23 protein-coding genes and 2 tRNA genes are annotated in these 24,237 nt (G+C 64.3%); 11 read left to right on the plus strand and 14 right to left on the minus strand.

Annotated elements, in window-relative coordinates:
* Nucleotides 1-4: 4 nt before the first annotated feature.
* Together amaB and EVS83_RS00380 are read right to left on the minus strand one after the other, a co-directional pair.
* On the minus strand, nucleotides 5-1,537 hold the full coding sequence (amaB, locus tag EVS83_RS00375) for an L-piperidine-6-carboxylate dehydrogenase (RefSeq protein ID WP_166636730.1): 1,533 nt from the start codon (nucleotides 1,535-1,537) through the stop codon (nucleotides 5-7).
* 73 nt (nucleotides 1,538-1,610) lie between these two features.
* Nucleotides 1,611-1,687: transfer RNA gene (locus EVS83_RS00380), tRNA-Arg, on the minus strand.
* 121 nt (nucleotides 1,688-1,808) lie between these two features.
* Between EVS83_RS00380 and EVS83_RS00385 the strand changes: the two genes are divergently transcribed.
* The 3 genes from EVS83_RS00385 to EVS83_RS00390 all read left to right on the plus strand — a co-directional run bounded on the left by EVS83_RS00385 (nucleotide 1,809) and on the right by EVS83_RS00390 (nucleotide 3,268).
* A tRNA-Ala gene (locus EVS83_RS00385) sits at nucleotides 1,809-1,884 on the plus strand.
* A gap of 471 nt (nucleotides 1,885-2,355) precedes the next feature.
* Complete coding sequence (locus EVS83_RS15515) at nucleotides 2,356-2,493, plus strand: hypothetical protein (RefSeq protein WP_166636731.1); 138 nt, start codon at nucleotides 2,356-2,358, stop codon at nucleotides 2,491-2,493.
* Between the two features lie 394 nt (nucleotides 2,494-2,887).
* Nucleotides 2,888-3,268, plus strand: a complete 381-nt coding sequence (locus EVS83_RS00390; RefSeq protein WP_133498426.1) for a hypothetical protein — start codon at nucleotides 2,888-2,890, stop codon at nucleotides 3,266-3,268.
* A gap of 133 nt (nucleotides 3,269-3,401) precedes the next feature.
* Here the strand turns inward: EVS83_RS00390 and EVS83_RS00395 are convergent, their stop codons facing one another.
* From EVS83_RS00395 to EVS83_RS00415, 6 genes are read right to left on the minus strand one after another with little or no spacing between them, the layout of a single operon-like run.
* Nucleotides 3,402-3,776 carry a hypothetical protein gene (locus EVS83_RS00395; protein ID WP_246022722.1) on the minus strand — a complete coding sequence of 125 codons (375 nt, stop codon included), beginning with the start codon at nucleotides 3,774-3,776 and terminating at the stop codon, nucleotides 3,402-3,404.
* A 54-nt stretch (nucleotides 3,777-3,830) separates the two neighbouring features.
* Nucleotides 3,831-4,190, minus strand: a complete 360-nt coding sequence (locus tag EVS83_RS00400; protein ID WP_133498428.1) for a hypothetical protein — start codon at nucleotides 4,188-4,190, stop codon at nucleotides 3,831-3,833.
* A 36-nt stretch (nucleotides 4,191-4,226) separates the two neighbouring features.
* A complete protein-coding gene (locus tag EVS83_RS00405) occupies nucleotides 4,227-4,547 on the minus strand; it encodes a hypothetical protein (RefSeq protein ID WP_208108642.1) in 321 nt (106 codons plus the stop codon).
* Between the two features lie 48 nt (nucleotides 4,548-4,595).
* Entirely contained in the window at nucleotides 4,596-4,925 is a 330-nt protein-coding gene (locus EVS83_RS00410) for a hypothetical protein (RefSeq protein ID WP_133498430.1), read from the minus strand.
* Between the two features lie 46 nt (nucleotides 4,926-4,971).
* Nucleotides 4,972-5,301, minus strand: coding sequence for a hypothetical protein (locus EVS83_RS15520; RefSeq protein WP_166636732.1), 330 nt, complete (start codon nucleotides 5,299-5,301; stop codon nucleotides 4,972-4,974).
* A gap of 56 nt (nucleotides 5,302-5,357) precedes the next feature.
* Nucleotides 5,358-5,657, minus strand: coding sequence for a hypothetical protein (locus EVS83_RS00415; RefSeq protein ID WP_133498432.1), 300 nt, complete (start codon nucleotides 5,655-5,657; stop codon nucleotides 5,358-5,360).
* A 173-nt stretch (nucleotides 5,658-5,830) separates the two neighbouring features.
* Between EVS83_RS00415 and EVS83_RS00420 the strand changes: the two genes are divergently transcribed.
* The 4 genes from EVS83_RS00420 (at nucleotide 5,831) to EVS83_RS00435 (ending at nucleotide 12,253) form a co-directional block, all read left to right on the plus strand.
* Complete coding sequence (locus tag EVS83_RS00420; RefSeq protein WP_133498434.1) at nucleotides 5,831-6,220, plus strand: hypothetical protein; 390 nt, start codon at nucleotides 5,831-5,833, stop codon at nucleotides 6,218-6,220.
* 60 nt (nucleotides 6,221-6,280) lie between these two features.
* Nucleotides 6,281-6,619 carry a hypothetical protein gene (locus EVS83_RS00425; protein WP_133498436.1) on the plus strand — a complete coding sequence of 113 codons (339 nt, stop codon included), beginning with the start codon at nucleotides 6,281-6,283 and terminating at the stop codon, nucleotides 6,617-6,619.
* A 235-nt stretch (nucleotides 6,620-6,854) separates the two neighbouring features.
* Nucleotides 6,855-8,837 carry a hypothetical protein gene (locus EVS83_RS00430; RefSeq protein WP_133498438.1) on the plus strand — a complete coding sequence of 661 codons (1,983 nt, stop codon included), beginning with the start codon at nucleotides 6,855-6,857 and terminating at the stop codon, nucleotides 8,835-8,837.
* A 128-nt stretch (nucleotides 8,838-8,965) separates the two neighbouring features.
* Nucleotides 8,966-12,253: an RHS repeat domain-containing protein gene (locus tag EVS83_RS00435; protein WP_246022723.1), complete on the plus strand. Its 3,288-nt coding sequence runs from the start codon at nucleotides 8,966-8,968 to the stop codon at nucleotides 12,251-12,253.
* A gap of 578 nt (nucleotides 12,254-12,831) precedes the next feature.
* On the opposite strand, the gene rnd is transcribed toward EVS83_RS00435, so the two are convergent.
* On the minus strand, nucleotides 12,832-13,929 hold the full coding sequence (gene rnd, locus EVS83_RS00440; RefSeq protein ID WP_133498442.1) for a ribonuclease D: 1,098 nt from the start codon (nucleotides 13,927-13,929) through the stop codon (nucleotides 12,832-12,834).
* Between the two features lie 83 nt (nucleotides 13,930-14,012).
* On the opposite strand from rnd, the gene EVS83_RS00445 reads away from it, so the two are divergent.
* Entirely contained in the window at nucleotides 14,013-15,863 is a 1,851-nt protein-coding gene (locus EVS83_RS00445) for a formylglycine-generating enzyme family protein (RefSeq protein WP_246022724.1), read from the plus strand.
* Nucleotides 15,864-15,888: 25 nt separating this feature from the next.
* Nucleotides 15,889-16,833: a M48 family metallopeptidase gene (locus EVS83_RS00450; RefSeq protein WP_133498444.1), complete on the plus strand. Its 945-nt coding sequence runs from the start codon at nucleotides 15,889-15,891 to the stop codon at nucleotides 16,831-16,833.
* A 98-nt stretch (nucleotides 16,834-16,931) separates the two neighbouring features.
* Here EVS83_RS00450 and phaR read toward each other — a convergent pair whose 3' ends face one another.
* From phaR to gluQRS, 3 genes are all read right to left on the minus strand, one after another.
* Nucleotides 16,932-17,408, minus strand: a complete 477-nt coding sequence (phaR, locus tag EVS83_RS00455; RefSeq protein WP_133498446.1) for a polyhydroxyalkanoate synthesis repressor PhaR — start codon at nucleotides 17,406-17,408, stop codon at nucleotides 16,932-16,934.
* A 112-nt stretch (nucleotides 17,409-17,520) separates the two neighbouring features.
* Complete coding sequence (phbB, locus tag EVS83_RS00460) at nucleotides 17,521-18,261, minus strand: acetoacetyl-CoA reductase (protein WP_133498448.1); 741 nt, start codon at nucleotides 18,259-18,261, stop codon at nucleotides 17,521-17,523.
* Nucleotides 18,262-18,317: 56 nt separating this feature from the next.
* Nucleotides 18,318-19,190 carry a tRNA glutamyl-Q(34) synthetase GluQRS gene (gene gluQRS, locus EVS83_RS00465; protein ID WP_133498450.1) on the minus strand — a complete coding sequence of 291 codons (873 nt, stop codon included), beginning with the start codon at nucleotides 19,188-19,190 and terminating at the stop codon, nucleotides 18,318-18,320.
* A 105-nt stretch (nucleotides 19,191-19,295) separates the two neighbouring features.
* Between gluQRS and htpX the strand changes: the two genes are divergently transcribed.
* Nucleotides 19,296-20,189: a protease HtpX gene (htpX, locus tag EVS83_RS00470; RefSeq protein WP_133498452.1), complete on the plus strand. Its 894-nt coding sequence runs from the start codon at nucleotides 19,296-19,298 to the stop codon at nucleotides 20,187-20,189.
* 69 nt (nucleotides 20,190-20,258) lie between these two features.
* Here htpX and EVS83_RS00475 read toward each other — a convergent pair whose 3' ends face one another.
* Nucleotides 20,259-22,337, minus strand: a complete 2,079-nt coding sequence (locus EVS83_RS00475) for an EAL domain-containing response regulator (protein WP_133498454.1) — start codon at nucleotides 22,335-22,337, stop codon at nucleotides 20,259-20,261.
* A 162-nt stretch (nucleotides 22,338-22,499) separates the two neighbouring features.
* A complete protein-coding gene (gene epmB, locus EVS83_RS00480; RefSeq protein ID WP_133498456.1) occupies nucleotides 22,500-23,513 on the minus strand; it encodes an EF-P beta-lysylation protein EpmB in 1,014 nt (337 codons plus the stop codon).
* Nucleotides 23,514-23,617: 104 nt separating this feature from the next.
* Here epmB and efp point away from each other — a divergent pair, with 104 nt between their 5' ends.
* Complete coding sequence (efp, locus tag EVS83_RS00485; RefSeq protein WP_133498458.1) at nucleotides 23,618-24,184, plus strand: elongation factor P; 567 nt, start codon at nucleotides 23,618-23,620, stop codon at nucleotides 24,182-24,184.
* Nucleotides 24,185-24,237 lie beyond the last annotated feature (53 nt).

The raw sequence follows: 24,237 nt of genomic DNA on the forward strand, positions 1-24,237 counted from the left end.
CGCCTCAGAGGTCGAACTTGATGCCCTGCGCCAGCGGCAGCGCGTCGGAGTAGTTGATCGTATTGGTCTGGCGACGCATGTACGCCTTCCACGCATCCGAACCCGACTCGCGACCGCCGCCCGTTTCCTTCTCGCCGCCGAACGCGCCGCCGATTTCCGCACCGGACGTACCGATGTTGACGTTGGCGATGCCGCAGTCCGAACCCGCGGCCGACAGGAACTTCTCCGCGGCTTGCAGGTTGGTGGTGAAGATCGACGACGACAGGCCCTGCGGCACCGCGTTCTGCAGTTCGATCGCTTCGTCGAGCGTCGAGTACTTCATGACGTACAGGATCGGCGCGAACGTTTCGTGCTGCACGATCGCGGCGTCGTTCGTGAGGCCGGTGACGATCGCCGGCAGCACGAAGGTCCCGGGGCGATCGATTGCCGTGCCGCCCGTGGCGATCGTGCCGCCCGCCGCCTTCGCCGCCTCGATCGCGTCGAGATACGCCTGCACGCCGTCGCGGCTGTTGAGCGGGCCCATCAGGTTCGCCGGATCGGTCGGATCGCCGATCTTGCCTTCGACCTGCTTGTACGCCTTGACCAGGCGCGCGAGCACGTCGTCGTAGATCGATTCGTGCACGAACAGACGACGCGTCGTGGTGCAGCGCTGGCCCGCGGTGCCGACCGCGCCGAACACGATGGCCGGAATCGCGAGCTTCAGGTCCGCCGACGGGTCGACGATGATCGCGTTGTTGCCGCCGAGCTCGAGCAGCGAGCGGCCCATGCGGCGCGCGACGCGCTCGCCGACCATGCGGCCGACCTTGGTCGAACCCGTGAACGAGATCAGCGGGATGCGCGCGTCGTCGACGAACGACTGCGCGAGGTCCGAGCCGGCGTCGTTGAACAGGAAGAAGATGTCGGGGAAGCCGCCGGCGCGCAGCGCTTCGTTGCAGATCTTCATCGACGCGATCGCCGACAGCGGCGTCTTCGGCGACGGCTTCCAGATCGCGATGTCACCGCAGACCGCGGCGACGAACGAGTTCCACGCCCACACGGCGACCGGGAAGTTGAACGCCGAAATGATTCCGACCAGGCCGATCGGATGCCACTGCTCGTACATGCGGTGACCCGGACGCTCGGAATGCATCGTGAGGCCGTAAAGCTGGCGCGAGAGACCGACGGCGAAGTCGCCGATGTCGATCATCTCCTGCACCTCGCCGTCGCCTTCCGGCTTCGACTTGCCCATCTCCAGCGCGACCAGCGAACCGAGCGCGTCCTTGTGCTGGCGCAGTGCTTCGGCGCAGAGACGGATCGCTTCACCACGACGCGGCGCCGGCGTCGTGCGCCACACCTTGAACGCGGCCTGCGCGCGCTCGACGATGGTGTTGTAGTCCTCCTGCGATGACGCATGCACGCGCGCGAGCACCGTGCCGTCGGTGGGGCTGACGGACTCGAGCACGCCGGCGTCGCGCGTCTGCGACCACTGGCCGCTGCCGAGGTACGTGCCGGATTCCAGCTCGGTCAGGCCGAGGGCGGTGAGGACGGGGTGGGTCATCGTGGTGCTCCATGATCGACCGCGCCCGCGACGACGTCGCATGGCGGACACGGCAAGGCGGCGAGGGTTCCAATGGCGGCCCCGACACGATTCGAACGTGCGACCTTCCCCTGAGGAGGGGGACGCTCTATCCAGCTGAGCTACGGGGCCCCAAGCGGCGGATTTTCGCACGGACCCGGACTGTGCCGGTAATCACAACGCGACACGACGGCGACGGACGCTCGACCGCTTGGCAGGACCGCCGCTGCGCCGGTACACTGCGCGTCCTCGTGGGGCGGTAGCTCAGCTGGGAGAGCGTCGCGTTCGCATCGCGAAGGTCAGGGGTTCGATCCCCCTCCGCTCCACCACGAACAAGGAAACGGCGCCCTCGGGCGCCGTTTCTGTTTCTGAGCGGCAGTCACGCGGGGGTGGCGGCCGATGGCCCTCAGTGCTCCCGGTCCGACCGTGTTCTATCCGCCGCGCCGTCACATCGAACTATCGCTTTCTCCTGATCGTTGCGCCGTACGTGCCTGCTGAGCCGATAGGCGTGCCGACTATGATCAAGTCCCTACGTGCATATCACGTGCCGGGATCCGGGGCGATGGCGTTTCTCCAGGTCGTATCACCTTTCCGGTGCGCGAACGATGCGTACAAAATCGACCTGTGCTCGGAGGGTTCCAGAGCGCTGCTCGCCGCTGCCGTGACGGCATTCGACGGCAATCGAATCGTTCAGGCCGAGCTCGTCAAAGGGGGTGTGCTGGGTGGGGCATGCCTGTTCGGTCGATCTACGTCGTAAAGCAATAATCGCGCAAATCCATTGAAGTCTTACAGGGGGATCGATGAAGGTCGGATTGACACTTTTCACTACCACACTGCTGTTGCTGCTCGCAGTCCGGGACGCCGGCGCCGTGACGCTCGACAACGTCGAAGTTGTACAGATTGGCACCTACCAACATGCCGCCGCGCACTTCGTCTGATTTACGGCTGCGCCACCTGCTGCTCAGTGCACCACGCCGCTGTCGTTTGACGAGAATCAGCCTGGCGGAAAGAGTCTTATGGCGACACTCATTACCGCGCTGGTTAACAAGCGCAAGATCGATGTGCGCTACGAGGGATGTGACATCACGGAGATTTACCTTCGGTAGCAAGCGGCCCAGTAGGCGCGGACCTCTCGCGAGGCTCTCGAGCGATGCACTGCTTGCCGCGCGAGACGCATCCTGAGGGTGCAAGGATGTATGAGCCGGGACAGTACGGGCCGAGGGACGCGCCCGCGAAGGAAGGCTACTCGGCAACTTCAACGGTCATTACACTGCTGGCGCGCTTGCGCCAAGCCGATGCACTACGCCAACCCATTCGTGAAGAGGTGCTTTTGTGAGCCTTAAGACCATTCTGCACCGCTGGACAGCGGTGGCGCAGCTTCTGACGGTGGCCGTCGTCCTTGTCGGGCTGCCTGCGATAGCAACCGCCAATGTCCGATGCACGGGCACTGTGACCTATCTCGGAGTGGATCAGGCCGGGGGCGTCGTCGTCGCTAACGGCTCGGGTATGCACACGATATGCAACACCGTAACGCAGGGTAATTTCCAGGCTAATCCGCAGGCATGCAAGATCTTCTATGCCACGTTGCTTGCGGTTCGCCTTGCAGATCGCCCCGTGTCGATCTACTACAACGATCCGGCGCTGACCTCTTGCACTCAGATCGGTGCGTGGAGCGTGCAGCCGTCGGCATATTTCGTGGAGCAGTCGAACTAGCGGTACCTCGCTAGAGACTCTTGTTCCGCTGCGCCGCACGAACGCGAAGGTGGCACGGCCGGAACAAATGGCAGATCGCAGAGCGACTCTGCGACCCGGTTGCAGTCGTCAGGTGCCACCTAAGTCCGACGACCTAGTATTCGACGCTGTCGACGTCCTCGCCGTCTGGCCAGCGCGTGCATGCACCGGTCCCCAGAACGGTAACTGGCAAACCCGCTGCTCGCGCCGCCATCAGCATCGCGAGCTGGCGCTTACCCGTCTCAGACTTTTCGTCCTTGATCATCCAGTAGGTGTGACCGTTGGTACACGCTGGCTTCGCGCTTGGCGCGCCGTCTAGGTAGAAAAGTATTAGCCCGTCGGACGCGCGTACCTGGATCTTGATGACCTGCCCGCTTTGGCTCGATGCATGTGATGCGAGCGGTGTGGCCAACGCGAGGGCAAGCAGGAAAGCGCAAGCGGTCGGAAATGTGAATGAGCCGCGCTTGCGGCGGCCTTTCGGGTAATGCATCAACGTTCCTCGCAAAGTAGATGGGCGCGTTTCGCCTCGGGCTGGGCGCGATGTCTACTCGCGCGGCGAGTACTCGATACCGCTAATCAATGGATAGCCGAGATAGCAACCATTGACGCGCATGACGACTTCGCCATTTGCTGCCTTCGCCGCCAGTAGCGTCGAGAAGACATATGACTTGAAGTTGGTGTCATCCATCTTGCCGACCATGAACTGGCTTCGACAGCCACCGCCGTCAACGGTCGGATAGCCCTGTAGGTGGACATACACAAGTGACTGCACGAGTGTGGGCTGGATCATTTGGATCTTGCCCCGAACCGCCTCTTCGGCATCCGCGCTGCTAAACAGGTTGAGCGCTAGAACAATCAAAAATGCGCGCAGTCGCCGCTGACCCAGAAATGTCTTCGTCACCATAGTGGTGCTTTGCCTGGAGATGATCGGCGACGCTGGTCAGTCGTTCAGGACGTGGAGAAACGTCCCTTTGCACGTGGTGTCGCCTGCGGCGTAGTAGAAGTTCACCTTGTGCCCGGTCGCCTGTGCAGACAGCAGTGCCGCAAAGACGGCCTTGTTGTTTTCCACGTCCTTGGACCACGTCAGATAGCGACCGGTCGGGCAGGTCGTCGTGCCGGTGTCCAGCATGAAGGTGATCGTGCCGGGCATATACGTGGCTTCGACCAGCCTGACGTGACCGGTGATTGCCTCGACGTTCTGTGCGTGCGCGGTCGCAACAACTAGACCCAGCGCTAGCGAGACAAGTCGACGATAAGACATTGGATGCTCCCCGAGCATTGGCCGCTCTGCTGTTGTGTGTCGCAGCGCCTAGTTGGTGATGAACAAGTACACGGGCTCTTCGCGATCTGCCCATGCCCCACACGCGTCGCTGCCGTAGACCGTGACCGACTTACCCTGCGCCTGGGCGCTAAGAAGCAACGCGTACATCCCGCGCCCACCCGGATTCGCAAGGCTCAGTGCCCACTCGTCGGAGGAGCACGCTGGCTTGCCCGTGTGCGGTGCGTCGATTCGAAAGATGACGATGTCGTGGGAATGCGCCATCAGTATCGTGATCTTGCCCTGCGTGCTTCCGGCGTGCGAGATCGCTGGCGCTAAGAGCAAAGGCGCCAAGCTCGCCAGCAAAGGAAGAATACGCATAGTCATGTCTCCGGAGTGTCCCGCCGCGTGCGATGCAGTGCGGCTGTCAGAAGTAGGCGTCGATGATTGCGGGTCGATTTGACTCACAGCCGCTGACGCGGAGTGTCATCGACTTTGAGTTCACCTTGGCTGTCAGCAGCAAAGCATAGATCCGCATTTGCGCGTCGCGTGGCAGTGTCTGAAGAACCATATAACTATCAGGATCGGAGCAGCCATCAGCGTTAACTACGTTCACGTTCGGAGTTATGACGCGAATAACGTTGCTGCCAGTAGTCGCCCACACCGTCGGGTTCGTTACCGAAACCTCTTGCAATGCGGCGTAAGCGGGTGCTGTACCGAGGGCGAGGACAGCAAGTAGACCCGCGCGAATCTTCACCCCGTGATTCCCCCCTGATTTTCGTGTCTGCTCGCCGGCCTAAACGCCGGCAATACTTATTCTGTCGAGACACGATGCAGTCGATACGCGGGTACGCCACCGAATGTGTCGGCAACATCGGCGCAGTGGAAGTTCGCTGTCTTGCCAGACGCGTGAATCGTGTAGAGCAGGGCAATCAAGTTCTTCTCTTCCGGCGGCACGTAGCACCAGGTATCCGCAGTCACACGGATGAAGATCGGCCCGCCGTCCTGCCACGTCATAATGCTTTGAATGCGTGCGCTTCCGAAGAAGTTCCACGCGTATGCCGGTGAGGCGATGAGCAAGGCCAGTACGGCTGTTGCAAGGCGTCCCTTCATGATCCGTCGATCCCCAAGTCGTCAATGACGTCGCATCGCGGCACGCAGGTGTGTCCTGCGTCCTCGTCGATGCGGTTGCGCTTTCCCCGGTGGCGATCTTAGACTCCGCCTCGGGGAGCGTCTAGGACTGACGCATAGGGTCGCATTGCATGCGGCTTCAAAGGGGACTGAAGATGATCGGTGGTGCGGCGGCGCGACTACTAGTCGCGCGCATGCTTGTCTGCGTCGCTTTCGCGTTAGCTGCCACGGTTGCCTCCGCAACCGAGTTCCAAGGACTAACGATCTCGAAGATCCGCGCTGTCGGCGATTACAACGGCACTACGTTCGACGACACGCTCGAGCTCTGGTTCAGTGCGCCGCTAGCGATGCCGGCGGGAAGCCCTTGCACCACCACCTACCGTGTATATGCGAACGCTCAGAAGAGCCAATTGGTCGTGGCTTCCTACCTTGCGCTTACTAAGGGCAAGAAGGTCACGATCAATGTTGATGAGTCGCTGCCGATTCGCGCGGGTGCGTGCGAGATCTCTTACATCGACGTCGAAGCGGGGACACCGAGCCCCTAGCGCTTCCTGTCGCGCATGCGCTCCAGCTAGTAGCAATCAACAATTAGGAAAGTTCTGGCCGTGACCAATGCACTGCGGACAACCTTTATCTCGCTAGCCCTGCTCGCGGCGTCAAACATCGCGCAGGCGGCTGACTGGTCGCCGTATTTTGTTCCTGCGCGCGAGGAGATCGGTCCGAGCGGTGTGTATCTGATTACGCCACTTTCCGGCCTCTCGTTGCCTGGATGCAATCCCGCGACGACATACAACTACGTACAGTTCCCGTCGACGAATGAGAAGCTTGCGGACCGTGCGCTGGCGAGCGTGTATTTCGCGCAGTCCAACGGCAAGCGAGTGCGCGCATATCTCGAGAGTTGCTCCGGTGGCTACGCAGTAGCGTCGGCAATTTGGATCGAGTAGCTGACGTTCGCCCGTCTCAACGCATCGTCTCTAATCGCACCGGTCGTTTTCGACCAATCTGAGCAATCGCAGTCGAAAGTGGCCCCGGCCGCGGAAGAATCGTATGCCAAATACTAGAACCGGATATGTCCAAGCGCTCGCCCTCTCAGGCCGTGCATTGATCTGCACGCTGTGCGTAGCTGTTTGCGGTCCTGCTTGGGCCGATAGCACGTCGTGGGGTGAAGATTACGCGCGAATGATCCGAAGCAGAGAGCTGCTCGCGCCCCTGACCGACGCCAGTTTTGGTGACGAGGTAAGCCTGTTTGACGGCTCGACGCGCTTCGGCGTCACGGATGTGTCGATTCCAGGGAATAACGGCCTCCCGGTAGAGTTCCGCAGGACTTGGGATCCGCAGAACCAAGGCCTGTCGCAACAGGTGGTCGGAGACTGGACGATCGATGCTCCCAACATCAGCGGTCTATTTGTAGGAACGAATGGTTGGCCCGAGCAGCGTTGCACCCAAGCTGCAGCGCCTCCGACGATCACGCTCTCGAGTCCGCCCAATTACCTTGTCCTACCGCCGTCGAACTATTTCAACGGCTATCACGTCGAGGTAAATGGCGCGCGAGACAGCATGCTGCTTGTGCAGACGACGAATGCCAAGCTGCCTGTTCCTGCCGCCTCGCTGGGTGCAACTTCTCCATGGACGACGAAGGACAGCTGGCATTTCTCGTGCCTAAGTTCTTTGCAGCGCGGTGCCGGCGAGGGCTTCGTCGGCTTCGCGCCTGATGGAAAGCGCTACACGTTCGATTGGACCGTGACCGATAGCCAGCGCCCGATGTTCAAGAAGGGCGTGCAGGCTGACTTCGCGTGGATCATCCCGCGCACCATGATTCGCATCTACGCGACCAAGGTCGAGGATCGTTTCGGCAACTGGGTCCGCTACAGCTGGTCCGGCGATCGCCTCATGCGCATCTACTCGAGCGACAGCCGCGAAATCACCCTCAGCTACGGCGAAGATGGCCGGCTTGCGACTGTGTCTGCGAACGGGCGAACCTGGTACTACCGATATAAGCCGTATGCCATCCCGCAGGTTGACCAATTTTATCTGAGCGAAGTCGAACAGCCCGACGGCAACAAGTGGCTGTACGACACGTCGAACTTCGTGCGGCGGATTCTTTACCGCAAGGGTAGTACGAGCGACATGCGGGACGGAGACGGCTATCTCCTCCAGAACGGCGGTTATTGCAACTTCGATCGCGTCATCATCGGCGGCGGCGGCGTCTATACCGTTACCCAGCCATCTGGCGCGAAGGCGGCCTATACGTTCACGCCCATGCGACATGGTCGCCAGAACGTTAGGGAGCGCTGTATCGATGGGCGCGACTACTCGAAGGGGGGGACGAACCTGTTCCCTCTCCAGCACGACGCGCTGTCGATCACGGGCAAGGCGATCTCAGGTCCCGGAATTCAGGCCCGCAACTACACATACTCGTACGCCGGTTTGGATCCCGGCTACGAGATGACGTCGGATCCGACGTGGAACAGTTCGATCAACGCCACGCCGACGCCTCACTTCAAGACCGTGACGCTAACTGATCCGGATGGTGATCAACACGTCTCCGTGTTTGGACGTGATTCAAACCTCAATGAGGGTCTTCTGTTTCGCGAAGAAACGCGTCGTGGCGGCACGGTGACGCGAGCGGTCAGTTACGAGTACGTGTCCGATGCGGAAGTCGGTGCGTACCCGTTTGCCGGGACGGTGGGCCAAAGCATGGCACCGCATGACAATCGGTTCATGTCGACTGACAACCGCCCTGTGAAAAAGACGGTGGTCAGTCAGGACGGCACGGATTTCACATCCTTGGTGAACGCATTCGACTCGTTCGCTAGGCCGGTTTCCGTGGTCAAGTTTTCGTCCGCTCCCGGAGAGGCCCCTGCTGTGACCAGCGTGGTGGCCCCGCCGGCCCCGGTGTCACCCGGCGCATATGTTCTTACGTGGGCCGCGCAGACCGGCGTCGACCATTACGTTGTCGAACAGCAGTCCGCCGACGGTCAGTGGGTCGAGGTCTACCGCGGCACGGATACGCAGTGGGCCGCTTCCCTGAGCGCGGCAACGACCAATAACTTTCGCGTTAAGTCGTGCAGCTTCTACGGGGCCTGCTCGGTAAGTCAGACAGTAACGGTGATTGCCAAGGCGATCGACCTCACTCCGATATTGCAGTTGCTACTCGACTGACTGTTGTCGCGAGCCGGCCACGATACGGCCGGCGCGCTCGGTGCGGCGCAGCTGGAAAACGCTGTGCCAGCAATTCAAAGATCTACCTTCCGCGTGCGTTCATGACGCCTCGCGACCGGAGATGGGTAATGCGAAGCAGCAAGAAGTCGTTTTTCGGCGAAGTGTCGGCGCTGGCGGTGGCAATGGCGTTCGCGCAGTGGGCGCCTGGCGCCGCGGCACAGACAGCGCGTACCGACTCCACGCTTTACCGCGATGACCTGACGAACTGGGTCATTGGTCAGGTCCAAACGCAATCGTCGACCGGCGTATTGCGGGACAACGCGGGTGTCTCCGTCGAAACCGACCGCGTGGACTTCGATGCTCGCTCGTTGCCGTGGCGGACGTACAAGTTCGGAAAGCTTCAGAGCACCGTGACCTACAACGCAGACGGCACGATTGCGACGGTGACCGACGGCAACAACAATGTGATGTCGTTGTCCGGATGGAAGCGCGGCATACCACAGCTCGTGACGTTCGCCGATTCAACGACGAAAGCTGCGCAAGTCAACGACGACGGGGCGATCGATTGGATCGACGACGAGATCGGAGCCAGAACGTGCTACGGCTACGATCGGATGATGAGGGTCAACCTCATCACCTATCCGTCAGAGTCGGCTTTGCACACCTGTAATGCCGACAAATGGTCGCAGACGACGGTTACTTACGAGCCGATGGGAATTGTCGAGTACGGCATTCCCGCTGGCCATTGGCGTCGGTTGGAGCAGACAGGGAACTACCGCAAGCTGACCTACTACGATGCCTTCCTCCAGCCTATTGTCGAGGAAGATGTCGATACGTCGAACATGGCCGGCACCAATCGTTGGAGCGTCAAGCGATACGATGACGACGGGCATGTCGTTTTTTCCTCGTATCCTCGGAACCCGTTCCAGGACGGCTCGCTCGCCTGGAGTGCGGCGATGCCTGGGCTCTCCACAACGTATGATTCGCTAGGTCGCGCTACACGTGTCGATCAGAGCTCCGAACTCGGAACGCTGACGACAACGACGGAGTACCAAGCGAACAGCAAGACCCTCGTCACCAATCCGCGCCAGAAGACGACGGTCAACACCTACCAGGCGTTTGATCAGCCGGCGTACGAAGTCCTGTTGCGGAGCGAAATGCCCGAGGGCGCGGTCGTCGAGATCGCGCGCAACTCGCTGGGGATGCCTTTCGCGATCCGCAAAAGAAGCGCGGACAGTTCCGTCGTGGCGACCCGCCAGTACGTCTACGATGCGTCGTCGGTGGGTGGCATGACGCTTTGCAAGGCGATCGAGCCGGAGACGCGCGCCAGTACCTACGCATACGATGGCGCCGGTAACTTGACGTGGTCCGTGGCGGGTCTTGAGTACCTTTCGACAACGTCCTGCGATCGCGATGCGGCGCTGGCATCGGGTCGAGCCGTGCGCCGGACCTATGATTCCCGTAACCGCCTATCGACCCTGAGCTTTCCCGACAAAAACGGTGATCAGGGCTGGGCCTATTGGCCGGACGGCACACCGAAGCGTGTTACGACGCTTAATGATGGCGGCACGACCTCCATCATCAATGCGTATAGCTATAACACTCGTCGGCTTCTGTCGGGCGAAAGCGTTACCCATGCCAATGGCGCCATCTGGAGCCTGGGCTATGGCTACGACGCCAATGGCGGCCTGAGTACGCAAACGTACCCGACGGGCAGCGTGCTGGCGTATGCGCCTAACGCGATGGGTCAGGCGACGCAGGTGCGCGATGTAAACGGTTACACCTGGGCAAGCGGGGTCCAGTACTACCCGAATGGTGCGATCCGACAATTCACGTATGGCAATGGCATCGTGCATTCGATGGCGCAGAACGCGCGTCAGCTCCCCGCGCGATCGTCCGACATCGGTGGCTCCGGCACGCCGCTCGACTACACGTATGTCTACGACAAGAATGGCAACGTCTCCTCGATCGCCGACGCCGCCCAAGGGGTGAATTACAACCGGACCATGACGTACGACGACGCGGATCGACTGATCACCGCGTCCTCGCCCAGCTTCGGCGGCGATGGGGTGCATCGTTTCACGTACGACGCGCTCGACAACTTGAAGTCGTGGAAGCTGGCGGGCGTCAAGGACTACGCAAACTACTACTACGAACCGGCCACCCAGCGCCTTATGAACCTGCAGAACAGTGCAGGGGCAAGTGTCGTCGGGTTCGGGTACGACCCACAGGGCAACCTATCGAACAAGAACGGCCAAGCCTACGGATTCGATTACGGCAATCGGCTGCGATATACCGCGGACAAGGAAACGTATCGTTACGACGCCGCGGGCCGCCGGGTGTTCCAAGGCCGACCCGCAGGCATCTTTGGCGCGACGCCGTCCCAGACGGTGGAGCTGTACAGTAACAACGGACAGCTGATGTATGACGAAAAGAGTCGCGATACCGGCACCACGACTGAGCATTACGTCTATCTAGGCGGAAGCCTCATTGCGGTCAGCGAGTGGCTGAACACTACGAATGTCTGGACGCCCAAATACCAGCATACCGATGCGTTGGGTTCGCCTGTCGCTGTAACTAACTCGAACGCCCAAGTCATCGATCGAACGCAATACGAGCCCTACGGTGCAACCGTTGGCAAGTCGGTCGATGGGCCGGGTTTCACAGGGCACTCAATGGACGCGGCAACTGGCTTAGCGTACATGCAGCAACGATATTACGATCCGAGTATCGGCAGGTTCCTGAGTTCCGATCCTGTGGCGACTAGCGTCCGCACTGGAGCGAATTTCAACCGTTATGCGTACGCCAACAGCAACCCGTACCGTTTTAAGGATCCAGATGGCCGTCGCTGTGCGACGGCGGACGGGAAGTACAGCTGCACTGTTGACGAGTTCCGCGATAAGAACGGGAATGTCGTTACCAGAGAGCAAGCCACGTCGGGTGGCAGCAAACTTGCCAAGCTGCTCCACATGGACCGGGGCAGTCGCATAAGTCGCGCTGAGGCGGCCATGACTGCCAAGTACGCCGCCGCTAAGGCACTGGCAGCTCGTAATGGCGAGGTAACCATAAAAGGGAATCAAGAGCTCGGAATACCAGATACCCAGGTAAGCGGCTCATCAATCGTGAGCAGCATGGAAGCGATCCAAGTGATCAGCTACGAGGGCCCGTCAGCCGCTAGCAGACCGGGCTACACGGTTCTGGGCGGCGTGCCTGTAACCCCTGATGGCTCCCCGTCTAAGGGGCCGATGAATCTTTACAGCGACGGAAGTGGAATCGACGTCAGTCGCACGTTTGGGCACGAAATGCTTCACACCATCTACTCAGGTGTCGCCCTACCTAATCGTGGTTGGGCTAACGCAGATTTTCAGCTGCAACATCAGGCGTCCTTCGATGAAGCATCCGACGGAATCAGGTAGTAGGCACTGGTGGGGCGGTCTTCCACCGCTTAATTTCCTTTTCTTATGCGTTTGCGCCGCCGCGTCAACTCTAGGTTGCGCCTCCGCTAAGGAGGCGGCAATGCAGTTCGAATCTCGCGCCGTCGTCGCGCGCCTGGGTCTGACTGGCTGCACGGTGTCGGTACCATTAAGTCCATCTGAGGTAATCGAAAATTCGAAGAAGAGCGGGAACCCGGAACCAGAATCGAACAGCGAGTGGGTTGCAATGGTTTCCGTTATGACGCGGCGAGATGAGCTTCGACTAGTAAATTGTCTCGGATCGAAAAGCGCGGGAGGCGGGTACTATTATGGTCTTTTCCGAGACGGGGCTATCGTTGCAAGATTTCACCCTATGATCTTCAATTAGGGCGAATCTAAATCACCGTGGCTTGCCTCGTACTTGAAAGCGTCGACTGGCCCCCCCTTTCGGGCAGCTGTGTATTCGGTTTCGAGCCAGGTGCATGCCCCGGTATGTGGTGTCGTTCTCGCCTGACGCCGACCTTCCCGCCGGGACAGTGACGGTGCAGTGGGCGCCGTTTTTGTTTGCGTTGACCGATGGCTTAGCGCTTTGTTAGCAACGGCGTCAAGGCCGGTTCCAGCTGCTCGCGGCGCCAGCCCGCCAACGACTCCGGCCATTCACCCGTATCGAGCAGCGGCTCGAGCATGCGACGCGACGCCAGCACCGCGTCGGCCACGCCAAGTTCCGTCGCGCGCTCGGACACGGCGTCCTGCATCGCCTTGATGCGGTTCTTGTCGCGACGTTCGGCCTGCGCGGCGTCCGGCGCCTCGGCTTCGTCCGAAAGCGGCGTCACCAGTGCGTTCCAGATCGCGTCGACGAGCTTGCGCGGGCCCTTGGGATGCGCGCGGATCGCTTCGGCGATGACATCGCGATCGGTCGGCACGGAGCGGGCGAGCGTGGCGGCGAGTTCGTTGTCGAGCACCCAGCTGCGCGGCAGGTCCGCGGTACGCGCATGCGCGTCGCGCCAGCGCAGCAGGCGAAGCAGGCGCGCCTGCGCGTCGCGGTCGAAGAACTGTGCGCTGCGCATCGACAGGTGCGGCCAGCGGTCGACGGGGTCTTCGATGGCCAGGGCGACGGTGCGCGCCATGTCGGCGTCGAGCCAGTCGAGGCGGCCGAGCGTGTCGAGCTTCTCGACGAGCGCGTCGTGGATCTCGAACAGGTGCGCAACGTCTTCCGCCGCGTACTTCAATTGCGATGCGGAGAGCGGACGACGCATCCAGTCCGACCGCGTTTCGCCTTTTTCGAGCGCAACGCCCGTGATCTCGGCGACGAGCTTCTGGTAGCCGAGCCCCGCGCCGACGCCAGCGAGCGCGGCGGCGGCCTGCGTGTCGAACAGCGGGCGCGGCACTTCGCCGCAGGTCTCGCGCAGCGCGATCAGGTCCTCGCTCGGGCTGTGCATGATCTTCAGCACCGCCTCGTTCGCAAGCAGCGGCGCGAGCGCTTCGTTCATGCCGGGCACGAGCGGATCGACGAGCAGGATGTCGATGCCGCCATCGTCCGTCGGCAGTGCGATCTGCACGAGCGCGAGCTTGGGCCAGTAGGTGCGTTCGCGCACGAATTCGGTGTCGAGGCCGACGCGCGAAGGCGGCGATGAGAGGCGCGCGCGCAGCGCGTCGGGACGGTCGATCCAGTGGGCCAAAGCGGGTGCCGGGTTTGCGGTTGCGGGCGACAATAGCCTACTTTCCGTGGACCCGGCGGCAGCGGCCGCAGGCAGGAGGCGTCTTGCGCACGAAGGCCCGGACGAAGCCCGCAAACGCCATCGCGCTGAGTGTCGCGATGGGCGCCGCGCTGCTTCTCGGGGGCTGCCGTGGCGATCGCGACGATGCCGCCGCGAAGGCGCGCACCGCGCCGAAGGTGACGATCGGCCAGTCCGATGCGCAGGTCTCGACGTGGCGTGCACCGAAGATCGAGGTCGATGGTCGCAACGCGCAGGCACTCGCGAAGCAAGCCGACGAAGCGCTCGTGGCCGGTCGCTTCGCGGACGACGACACCTCGTCGCTGCCGTTGTTCATGGCATTGCGGACCTATCCGCCGATGCACGCGCGTGCCGAGGCCGGCGTCGAGCATTCGATCGCGGGACTGCTATTGCAGGCGCGTGAAGCGCTTGCGGATATCGACGTGGATCCCGATGCGCTGCGTCGCGTGCGGCATGCGGCGTCGGTGTTGCGCGTCGTGGCGCTGGATCGACCCGAGGTCGAGCGTTTCCTGCAGCAGGTCGATCGGGTCGAGGACGGGCAGCGCGACAGCGAACGCGGCGAAGCGGAGCTGGCGCGTGGGCGCGTAGGCGAAGACGGCGGCGACGGTGCGATCGCGTGGTTCCGCCGCGCGCTCGCGTTGCGGGCCACGGACGCGCGCGCCCGCCAGGGCCTCGGGGCGGCGGAGAGTGCGTTGATCCGTCGCGCCGAGGACGCGGCGGCGAAGGAGGATTACGCGGGCGCGGAGCACTGGCTGGCGCTTGCGCAGAAGGTGCGCCCGGAGGCCGGCGTCGTCGCCGAAGCGCGCGCCCGCATCGCGTTCGAACGCGCCGCGCGCATCGGTGAACTGCGCGATGCCGGCATCGCGGCGCTCCCACAACCGCGTGGCATCGACACGGCGCGCGGCTATCTGGCGCACATCCTGCGCATCGCGCCGACGGCTGATCCGACCGCCGCCGAGCTGCGTCGTCGCATCGACTTCGCCGTGCATTACGGCCTGTTCCAGCCCGGCCAGCGCTTCACCGATGCGCTGCAGGGTGGCGGGCGTACGCCGACGATGGTGGTCATCCCGTACGGCGATTTCCGCATGGGCGCGCCGGCGGGCGAGGGCGGGGCGACCGACGCCGAGCGCCCCATGCGCGTCATCCAGTTCCAGCGCGGCCTCGCGGTGTCGATGAACGAAGTGACCGTCGGGCAGTTCCGGCAGTTCGTGCAGGCGACCGGCTATCGCGCGCGCTCGACGCGTCGCGGATATTCGGTGGTCTACGACTTGCGCAGCGGCAACTTCGTGCGCCACGGCAACGTCGACTGGCAGCACGACTATCTCGGCAGGCCTGCGTCCGACGATCTGCCCGTGGTACACGTCAGCGCGAAGGACGCATCCGCCTACGCGCAGTGGCTCGCGGAGCAGACGGGGCATCGCTATCGCCTGCCCAGCGAGGCGGAGTTCGAGTACGCACTGCGCGCCGGCACGAAAACGCCGTATCCGTGGGGCGCGGGGACGCCGCCTGCGGGGACGGGCAACTTCACCGGCTCCGGCGATCGTTCGCCTGCGGGCCGCACCTGGCAGAACGCGTTCGCGGGCTATGCCGACGGCGCATGGGGACCATCACCGGTGGGGCGCTATACGGCCGATCGATTCGGTCTTCACGACATGGCCGGCAATGTCAGCGAGTGGGTGGCGGACTGCTGGCATAGCAGCTACCGGCGCGCGCCGCGCGACCAGCGCGCCTGGGTGAACCCGGGGTGCCGGCAGCGCGTGCTGCGCGGTGGCTCGTGGGCCAGCGCGCCGGCGGAGGCCCGTTCGGCCTGGCGCAGCGGCACGGATGCCGACACCACGAACGCGCGCATCGGCTTCCGGGTGGTGCGCGACCTCTAGCCGTCGCAACCGTGGAGTGCAATCGATGCGCATCGACCCGTTGGGCCAGTCCGTGGGCAGCCCGCGTCGCGGCTTCGGATTCGGCGGAATCCGCTGGATCATCCTGATCGGCTTCGCGATCTACGCTGCGGTGTCGTGGTTCGGCAGTGCGCAGAAAGATCCTTACACGGGCGAGACCGCGCACTACGGGGCGTCGACCGACGAGGAAGTCGACCTCGGGACGCAGGCGTTCCAGCAGGTGGTCGGCGATGCGCAGTCGCAGAACGCGCTCGTCCCTGCGGATGCGCAGGTCAGCCAGCAGATCCGTGGCATCGCCGAACGCCTGATCAAGCGCGTGCCGGACGTGACGCAGGATCTCGCGCAGGCCAATGGCACCGCCGCGCCGGAGAACTACAAGAATTTCCAGTGGGACGTCGCCGTCATCCAGTCGGACGAGGCGAACGCGTTCTGCCTGCCGGGCGGCAAGATGGCCGTCTACACCGGCCTGATTCCGATTGCGCAGAACCAGGACTCGATGGCGGTGGTGATGGGCCACGAGATCGCGCATGCGCTGTTGCGCCACGGCTCGCAGCGCATGGCGCAGCAGAAGCTGGTGCAGATGGGGCAGATGGCCGCAGGCGTCGCACTCGGCGGCATGGATCCGAACCAGCAACGCGCGGTGATGGGCGCGCTGGGCGCCGGTGCGCAATACGGCTTCATCCTGCCGTACAGCCGCAACCACGAGGCGCAGGCGGACCAGGTGGGTCTGATGCTTGCGGCGGCGGCCTGCTTCAACCCGCACGAGGCGATTCCGCTGTGGCAGCGCATGGAACAGCTCGGTGGCGGGCAGCGCCCGCCCGAGTTCGCCTCGACCCATCCGGACCCGGAGAACCGCATCGCACACCTGCAGGCGCTGATGCCGCAGGCGGAGGCGTTTTACAAGAAGTTCTGCGGTGGCGCGGCGCCGGCGGAGGTCGCGGCGACGCAGTAACGACGCGCCACCCGCGCAACGAAAAAGCCCGCGTCGACACCGGCGCGGGCTTTTTTCATTGACTCGTCGACTCGTCGCGGCCGCGCAGGCCGCGGGTATTACTTCTGCGTTTCGCTCTTCCGTCCCGTTGGCGCCCCCATGGTGCCGGACAGGTTCTGCTGGAAATCCTTCCACATCTGCAGGTTGCGCTCGGTGAGCTGGTTCATCAGCGTCCACGGCGTCTGGCCGAGCAGGCCTCCCATCTGCGTGCGGAACTGCTGTTGCTGGTCGAGGAAGAGCTGCATCGACTTCTCGAGGTAGCTGGCCATGAAGCCCTGCATCGAGTCGCCGTAGAAGCGGATGATCTGGCTAAGCAGCTGCGTGGAGAGCAGCGGCTCACCGTCGGATTCGTGCTCGGCGATGATCTGCAGCAGCACCTGCCGCGTGAGGTCTTCGCCGGAGCGTGCATCCCGCACTTCGAACTCTTCGCCGTCGATGATCAGCTGGCGGACGTCTTCGATGGTGATGTAGCTCGAGATTTCCGTGTCGTAGAGCCGTCGATTCGGATACTTCTTGATGACACGCGGAGAAGCCATCTGCGGAACACCGGAAAAAGCGGGATGTCCCGAGAATGACGCAGTGCGGCAGGCCACGCAACTGCGCCCCCGTCGCGGCCAGCCCGGGGGCTGACCGCTTCAGTGACGCGGATCACCAGCCCATGTACTGGCCGCCGTTCACCGCCAGGTTGGCGCCCGTGATCCAGCCCGCTTCGTCGGGGATGAAGAACGACACCGCATAGGCGATCTCGTCCGGGTTGCCCAGGCGCCCCGTCGGGATCTGCTGGATGATCTTGTTGCGCACCTCTTCCGGCACCGCCATCACCATGTCCGTGCCGATGTAGCCGGGCGACACCGTGTTGACGGTGATGCCGAACTTCGCGTTCTCCTGCGCCAGCGAAATCGTGAAGCCGTGCATGCCGGCCTTCGATGCCGCGTAGTTCGCCTGCCCGTACTGGCCCTTCTGGCCGTTGATCGAACTGATCTGGATGATGCGGCCCCACTTGCGACTGCGCATGCCATCGATGACCGGGCGCGTGACGTTGAACACCGAGCCGAGGTTGGTGGCGATGACCTCGTTCCATTGCTGCGGCGTCATCTTGTGGAACGTGGTGTCGCGGGTGATGCCCGCGTTGTTGACCAAGATGTCGACCGGGCCGAGCACGCTTTCGACGTCGCGCACCATCGCTTCGCACTGGTCGGGGTCGGCGACGTCCGCCTTCGACAGATGCACCTCAAGGCCCTTGTCGCGCAGCTTCTGCTGCCAGGCGCGCGCCTTGGCCTCGTCACGGTAGTTGGTCGCGACCTTGTGGCCCATCGAGGCCAGCCGTTCGATGATCGAGGTTCCGATGCCACCGGTGCCGCCGGTGACCAGTGCTACGCGACTCTGCATGAGCTGCTCCGTGCCGGCGCGACCTGCGCCCTCCGCCCGATTCTAGGCGCGAAGATTCACGGCCGTGTGGCAGCGCGCGGAATTTTCGCGGGATCGAACGCCGCAACTGCGCGAGCGAGCCATGCGGTCACGGTGTCGGCATCCGAATGCTGCAGTGCATCCTGTCCGAGCGCCCCCCATGCGCGATCGAGTGCAGGAAGCGGATCCGCGAAGTCGACCGGGTTCGACGCCAGCGACTTCGACAGCTTGCGGCCTTCGTCGTCGACCACGACGGGCAGGTGCGCATACCCCGGCGTCGGCAGCCCGAGCGCGCGCTGCAGCAGGATCTGCCGTGGCGTGGAATCGAGCAGGTCGGCGCCACGCACCACATGCGTGATGCCCTGTTCGGCGTCGTCGACGACCACGGCCAGCTGGTAGGCCCACAGGCCGTCAGCGCGATAGAGGACGAAATCACCGACCTCGGCATCGACGTCCTGCAGCTGCGGGCCGAGCAGGTCGTCGTCGAAGCGCACGCGCGTGCCAGCGGCGACGCGCAGGCGGATCGCGGGGCTGCGGTCGGGATCCGGCGCGCGGACGCAGGCGCGGTGCACGCCGCCAGTTGCTGCGAGGTCGGTCCGACTGCACCAGCACGGGAAGGCGAGGCCCCGATCGGCCAGGTCCTCAAGCGCGGCGCGATAGAGCGGGGAGCGATCGCTCTGCCGGACGACAGGCTCGTCCGCATGCAGGCCGAAGGCGCGCAGTGCGTGCAGCTGCCGCGTCGCGGCACCCGGGACCTCGCGCGGTGTGTCGACGTCCTCGATGCGGACCAGCCAGCGTCCGCCCGCGCGGCGCGCGAACAGCCAGCTGCCGAGCGCGGCGAGCAGGGATCCGGCGTGCAGGTCGCCAGTGGGCGAGGGCGCGAACCGGCCGCGATACCCGCTGCCGGTCATGCGGCTGAAGCGACGCTGGATGTCACGGCGGCGAGGGATTGAAAAGCGGCCGTACGTACGCCACGTTCAACGCCATATAACGACCTGCCGCGGAAGTTCCACGCCATGCTCAAGCGCATCACCCTGTTCCTTGCCACCAACCTCGCCGTGCTCGTGCTGTTGAGCATCGTCATGCGCGTGCTCGGCGTGAATCCGCAGACCAGCGGCGGCCTGCTGGTGGTGGCAACGCTGTTCGGCTTCGGCGGGTCGTTCATCTCGCTCATGATGTCCAAATGGATCGCCAAGCGCACCACCGGTGCGTACGTGATCGAACAGCCGCGCAACGAATCCGAACGCTGGCTGGTGGACACGGTGCGCCGCCAGGCAGAGGCCGCAGGAATCCGCATGCCGGAAGTCGCGATCTACGAAGGCCCGGAAATCAACGCGTTCGCGACCGGCCCGAGCCGCAACGACGCGCTCGTCGCCGTGTCGACCGGCCTGCTGCGCAACATGGATCGCGACGAGGCCGAAGCGGTGCTGGGCCACGAAGTCAGCCACGTCGCGAACGGCGACATGGTGACCATGATGCTGGTGCAGGGCGTGCTCAACACCTTCGTGATCGTGCTGGCGCGCGTCGTCGGCCGCATCGTCGACGGCTACCTCGGCGGCAACAACCGCAACGGCGGCTTCGGCTACTTCATGACGGTGATGGTGCTCGACATGGTGTTCGGCCTGCTCGCGAGCGTCATCGCGATGTGTTTTTCGCGCTACCGCGAGTTCCGCGCCGACGCGGGCGGCGCGCGCCTGGCCGGTCGCGACAAGATGATCTCCGCGCTCGAGAAGCTGTCGCGCACCTACGGCGAAACCACGCTTCCGAAGCAGGTGCAGGCGTTCGGCATCAGCGGCGGCGTCGCTCACGGCCTGCGTCGACTGTTCATGACGCATCCGCCGCTGCAGGAGCGCATCGAGGCGCTGCGTCGTCTGCCCGCGGCCGATCCGTCGGTGCGCGTGGTGACCTGACGCCCGCTCGCTGCAACGAAAAAGCCCGCCATCCGGCGGGCTTTTTTTGTGCGCGGGGTGACAGCGCAATCAACCGAATTCGTAATCCATCGTCGTGCTAACGCCGGCCAGGAAGAAGCCCTGCGCGTAGTCGACGCCGGCTCCGAACAGCACGGTCATGCTCTGCGCGTCGCGGACGTGCTCCGCGATCGTGCGCTTGCCGAGCGCGCGGGCCTTGTCGGTGATTTCGCGCAGGCGCTTCTGGTGCTCGGCGCTGGTGCCGAGGCTTTCCATGAAGGTGCGGTCGATCTTGAGGAAGTCGGCGTCGAAGTGCGCCAGCAGCTGGAACGAGTTGAGGCCGGCGCCGAAGTGCTCGAGACCCACGCGAACGCCCGATCGCGCGGCCCGTGCCTGGAACTCCTGTGCCGCACGCAGGTTCGTGAACACCTTCGATTCCGGCAGCTGCACGACGAGCAGGCTGCCATCCGAGCCGTGGCGCGTGATCTGCTCCTCGATGTGCTTGATCAGGCTGTCGTCCTGCAGCGAGCTCTCGGTGATCTTGACCAGCAGCGTCGTGCGCTTGCCGCCGCGCATGCGCTCGCCGATGACTTCTAGCGCGCGGCCGACGACCCAGCGGTCGATCTCCCACAGCAGCCCGTTTTCCTCGGCGATCTGCAGGAAGGCCAGCGGCGCGACGAGCTCGCCCTGGTCGCCCTTCATGCGGAGGTAGGCCTCGTAGATCTCGCCCGGGTCGCCGTGCAGGCTGACCAGTGGCTGGTAGGCCATGGTGAAGCGGTCGGAATCGAGCGCGTCGCGAATGCGGTCGACCCACGCCTGCACGCGCTCTTCCTCGGCGCGATCGGCCGCGCCGGGGTCGAACACTTCCGAGCGGTTGCCGCCCATGCCGATCGACGACTGGATGCCCTGCGTCGCACGCGCGAGCACCGCGGTGACGCTCGCGATCTTCTCGCCGATCTGCACGCCGCCGATGCTCACCGTCGCGTTGAGCGAGCGACTGCCGGCTTCGACGACGTGGTCGGCGAAACCATTGCGCACCTGCTCGGCGAGCATCTGCGTGACTTCGTGGTTGGCGCCGCGCGCCAGCGCCGCGAACTGGTGCTCGCCGAAACGGGCGAGGATCACGTCCTCCGGCACGCTTTCGCGCAGGCGGCGTGCGCAGGCCGCGACGAGATCGTCCGCGGCGTCGAGGCCGATGTCCTGCAGCAGCTTGGCGTAATAGTCCGGCTCGATCAGCAGGAAGCCGCTGTGCGTCGAGTTCTGCGCGGCGTCGGCGACCGCGTCTTCCAGTGCACGCAGGAACGTCGCGCGGTTGAGCAGGCCGGTGACCTGGTCGCGCTGGCGCAGCTCCTCGACTTCGCGTGCGAGGTCGGGGTCGAGCTCCTGTCGGCGCAGCACGAGCTGCAGGCAGTGCTCGCCTTCGTACATCGCCGGCGTGAATTCCATGACCGCCGGAAACTGGTTGCCGTCGAGCGTGCGCGCTTCCACTTCGACGCGCGGCGGCGGCTGCTCGCCCTTCGACAGCTTCTTCAGCAGCGCCTTGAACGCCTCGACATGCGACGGCGCGATCATGTCGAGCAGCGACATGCCCTCGACTTCCTCGAACGACTCGTAGCCGAACATCTCGAGGTACGCGCTGTTCGCGCGGATGTGCATGCCCTCGTGGATGTACGCGATCGGGTCGCGCGAGGACTCGATCAGCGAGTCGCAACGGCGCTCGGTCTCGCGGACCTGGAACTCGAGCTTGCGCAGCGCGCGGCGGGCTTCGAGGTCCTGCCACTCGGTCTGCACCACGTTGACGATGTGGTCGTTGCGATGGCGCAGCACGACGCCGCGCGCGCCCATCGTCATGGCTTCGAGCACGCCGGCTTCGTCGATCTGGTCGACGAGCAGGAGCACGGGGAGATCCTTGCCGCTGGTGGCGACGCGCTGGAGCACGTCGGTGGCGGAAACGAGCGTCGCCTTGCGGGCGAGGAGGACGAGGTCCGGGGACTGCTGGCCGACCTGGTGCGTCAGTTCGTCGGAGTTCTCCGGACGCGACGGACGCACCGCGATGCCGGCATTGCGAAGCGTGCTGACGACGGCCTCGGCCGCCTCCACGCTGTCGTCGACGATCACAAGTCGTAGGGCCGCGTCTTTCCCGAACTGCATTCCCATCTCCTGGCGGTCGCACCCAGTTATGACATGCCGGGCGTGTTCGCGTCATCCCCGAGCGGTCGTTCCCGGACGACGAATGGTATGGCCGGGACCCGGACTGTGACCGGGTCACCTACTTCGGCGTACGGATATCCATCGGCCGGCCCGGCCGAAACTTCAGAGCGGACGCTTGCCCGGATCGCCGGCGACCTCGCGGACCAGTCGCGGGACCAGATAGCCCGACAGCCGGGCTGCGAGCTGGCGGTGCAGCTCACGGGCGCGCGCGTCGTCGACCTCGAAATGCGCGGCGCCCTGCACGCGGTCGAGCTGGTGCAGGTAATAGGGCAGCACGCCGGCCTGGAAGCCGCGTTCGGCCAGGTCGGCCAGCGCGTCGACCGAATCGTTGACGCCGCGAAGCAGCACGGCCTGGTTGAGCAGCGTGGCCCCAGCGCCGCGCAGGCGGGCGAGGGCGGCATCGACGGTCGCGTCGAACTCGTTGGCGTGGTTCGCGTGGAGCACGACGGTCACCGGCCAGCGCAGGCCGCCCAGCCATGCGAGCAGCTCGTCGTCGACGCGCTCGGGCAGCACGACGGGCAGGCGGGTGTGCACGCGCAGGCGGCGCAGGTGCGGGATGTCGGCGAGTGCGGCCGTCAGCTCCGCGAGCTTCGGCGTCGACAGCGACCACGGGTCCCCGCCGGAGAGGATGACCTCGTCGATCGCGGGGTCCGCCGCGATCAGCGCGACCGCATCGCGCCAGCCCGCGGCGGCGGCGGTCTCGTCCCCGTACGGGAAATGGCGGCGGAAGCAGTACCGGCAATTGACCGCGCAACTGCCTGTCGCGACGAGGAGAGCGCGGCCCCGGTATTTGCGGATCACGCCCTGACCGGCGCGGGCGAGCGAGTCGCCGACCGCGTCGATCGCGAATCCCGGCGTCGGACGCAGTTCCTCGTCGAGCGGAAGCACCTGGCGGAGCAGCGGGTCGGTCGGGTGGCCGCGGCGCATCCGGGCAACGAACCCGCGCGGGACGCGCAGCGCGAACTGCTGGGCCGCGGCCTCCGACATGCCCGTCGCGACGTCCTCCAGCCCGACCAGCGCCAGAAGCTCGCGCGGATCGCGCACGGCCTCGCGCCAGAGCTGTTGCCAGCGCACGGCGCCCGGCGCGTGCGGCGGGGTGAGGGCAGCGGGTATCATTGCGGGCTGTTTCGATCCGGACATCCGGGCCAGTGTGGTCCGGGCCAACCATTCTAGCCGGCGCCTTCGATGCGTCGGCCCGTCACCTCGCAGGAGTTTCAGGCATGGCCACCCTCGGCATGAACGACGTCAAGACCGGGCAGAAGATCCTGGTCAACAACGACCCGTGCGTCATCACGGAGACCGAGTACGTCAAGCCGGGCAAGGGCCAGGCCTTCACCCGCGTGAAGTACCGCAGCATCAAGTCGGGCCGCGTCGTCGAAATGACGATGAAGGCGACCGACTCGGTGGAGCAGGCCGACGTCGTCGACACCGACATGCAGTACCTCTACTCCGACGGCGAGTACTGGCACTTCATGAACCCGGAGTCGTTCGAGCAGGTCCAGTCGGACAAGAACGGCATGGGCGGCGCCGAGAAGTGGCTGAAGGGCGAGGAAGAGTGCGTGGTCACGCTGTGGAACGGCACGCCGATCATGGTGCAGCCGCCGAACTTCGTGGAGCTCAAGATCACCGAGACCGATCCGGGCGTCCGCGGCGACACCTCGGGCGGCGGCGGCAAGCCGGCGACGCTTGAAACCGGCGCGGTCGTGCGCGTTCCGCTGTTCGTGAACCAGGACGAGATGATCAAGGTCGACACGCGCTCGGGCGAATACGTCAGCCGCGTGAAGTGAGTCATCAGACGGCCGGGAGACCGGTCGTCGACATGACGAAGCCCGCGGCCTTC

The sequence above is a fragment of the Cognatilysobacter terrigena genome (assembly GCF_004361065.1).
GTDB classification, from domain to species: domain Bacteria; phylum Pseudomonadota; class Gammaproteobacteria; order Xanthomonadales; family Xanthomonadaceae; genus Cognatilysobacter; species Cognatilysobacter terrigena.

Excerpts from the sequence above, each read along its gene's own strand:
- amaB (WP_166636730.1), bottom strand. The coding sequence starts at position 1,537 with ATGACCCACCCCGTCCTCACCGCCCTCGGCCTGACCGAGCTGGAATCC.
- EVS83_RS15515 (WP_166636731.1), top strand. The coding sequence starts at position 2,356 with ATGAAGGTCGGATTGACACTTTTCACTACCACACTGCTGTTGCTGCTC.
- EVS83_RS00395 (WP_246022722.1), bottom strand. The coding sequence starts at position 3,776 with ATGCATTACCCGAAAGGCCGCCGCAAGCGCGGCTCATTCACATTTCCG.
- EVS83_RS00400 (WP_133498428.1), bottom strand. The coding sequence starts at position 4,190 with ATGGTGACGAAGACATTTCTGGGTCAGCGGCGACTGCGCGCATTTTTG.
- EVS83_RS00405 (WP_208108642.1), bottom strand. The coding sequence starts at position 4,547 with ATGTCTTATCGTCGACTTGTCTCGCTAGCGCTGGGTCTAGTTGTTGCG.
- EVS83_RS00410 (WP_133498430.1), bottom strand. The coding sequence starts at position 4,925 with ATGCGTATTCTTCCTTTGCTGGCGAGCTTGGCGCCTTTGCTCTTAGCG.
- EVS83_RS00415 (WP_133498432.1), bottom strand. The coding sequence starts at position 5,657 with ATGAAGGGACGCCTTGCAACAGCCGTACTGGCCTTGCTCATCGCCTCA.
- EVS83_RS00420 (WP_133498434.1), top strand. The coding sequence starts at position 5,831 with ATGATCGGTGGTGCGGCGGCGCGACTACTAGTCGCGCGCATGCTTGTC.
- EVS83_RS00430 (WP_133498438.1), top strand. The coding sequence starts at position 6,855 with ATGATCCGAAGCAGAGAGCTGCTCGCGCCCCTGACCGACGCCAGTTTT.
- EVS83_RS00435 (WP_246022723.1), top strand. The coding sequence starts at position 8,966 with ATGCGAAGCAGCAAGAAGTCGTTTTTCGGCGAAGTGTCGGCGCTGGCG.
- EVS83_RS00450 (WP_133498444.1), top strand. The coding sequence starts at position 15,889 with ATGCGCATCGACCCGTTGGGCCAGTCCGTGGGCAGCCCGCGTCGCGGC.
- phaR (WP_133498446.1), bottom strand. The coding sequence starts at position 17,408 with ATGGCTTCTCCGCGTGTCATCAAGAAGTATCCGAATCGACGGCTCTAC.
- phbB (WP_133498448.1), bottom strand. The coding sequence starts at position 18,261 with ATGCAGAGTCGCGTAGCACTGGTCACCGGCGGCACCGGTGGCATCGGA.
- gluQRS (WP_133498450.1), bottom strand. The coding sequence starts at position 19,190 with ATGACCGGCAGCGGGTATCGCGGCCGGTTCGCGCCCTCGCCCACTGGC.
- htpX (WP_133498452.1), top strand. The coding sequence starts at position 19,296 with ATGCTCAAGCGCATCACCCTGTTCCTTGCCACCAACCTCGCCGTGCTC.
- EVS83_RS00475 (WP_133498454.1), bottom strand. The coding sequence starts at position 22,337 with ATGCAGTTCGGGAAAGACGCGGCCCTACGACTTGTGATCGTCGACGAC.
- epmB (WP_133498456.1), bottom strand. The coding sequence starts at position 23,513 with ATGATACCCGCTGCCCTCACCCCGCCGCACGCGCCGGGCGCCGTGCGC.
- efp (WP_133498458.1), top strand. The coding sequence starts at position 23,618 with ATGGCCACCCTCGGCATGAACGACGTCAAGACCGGGCAGAAGATCCTG.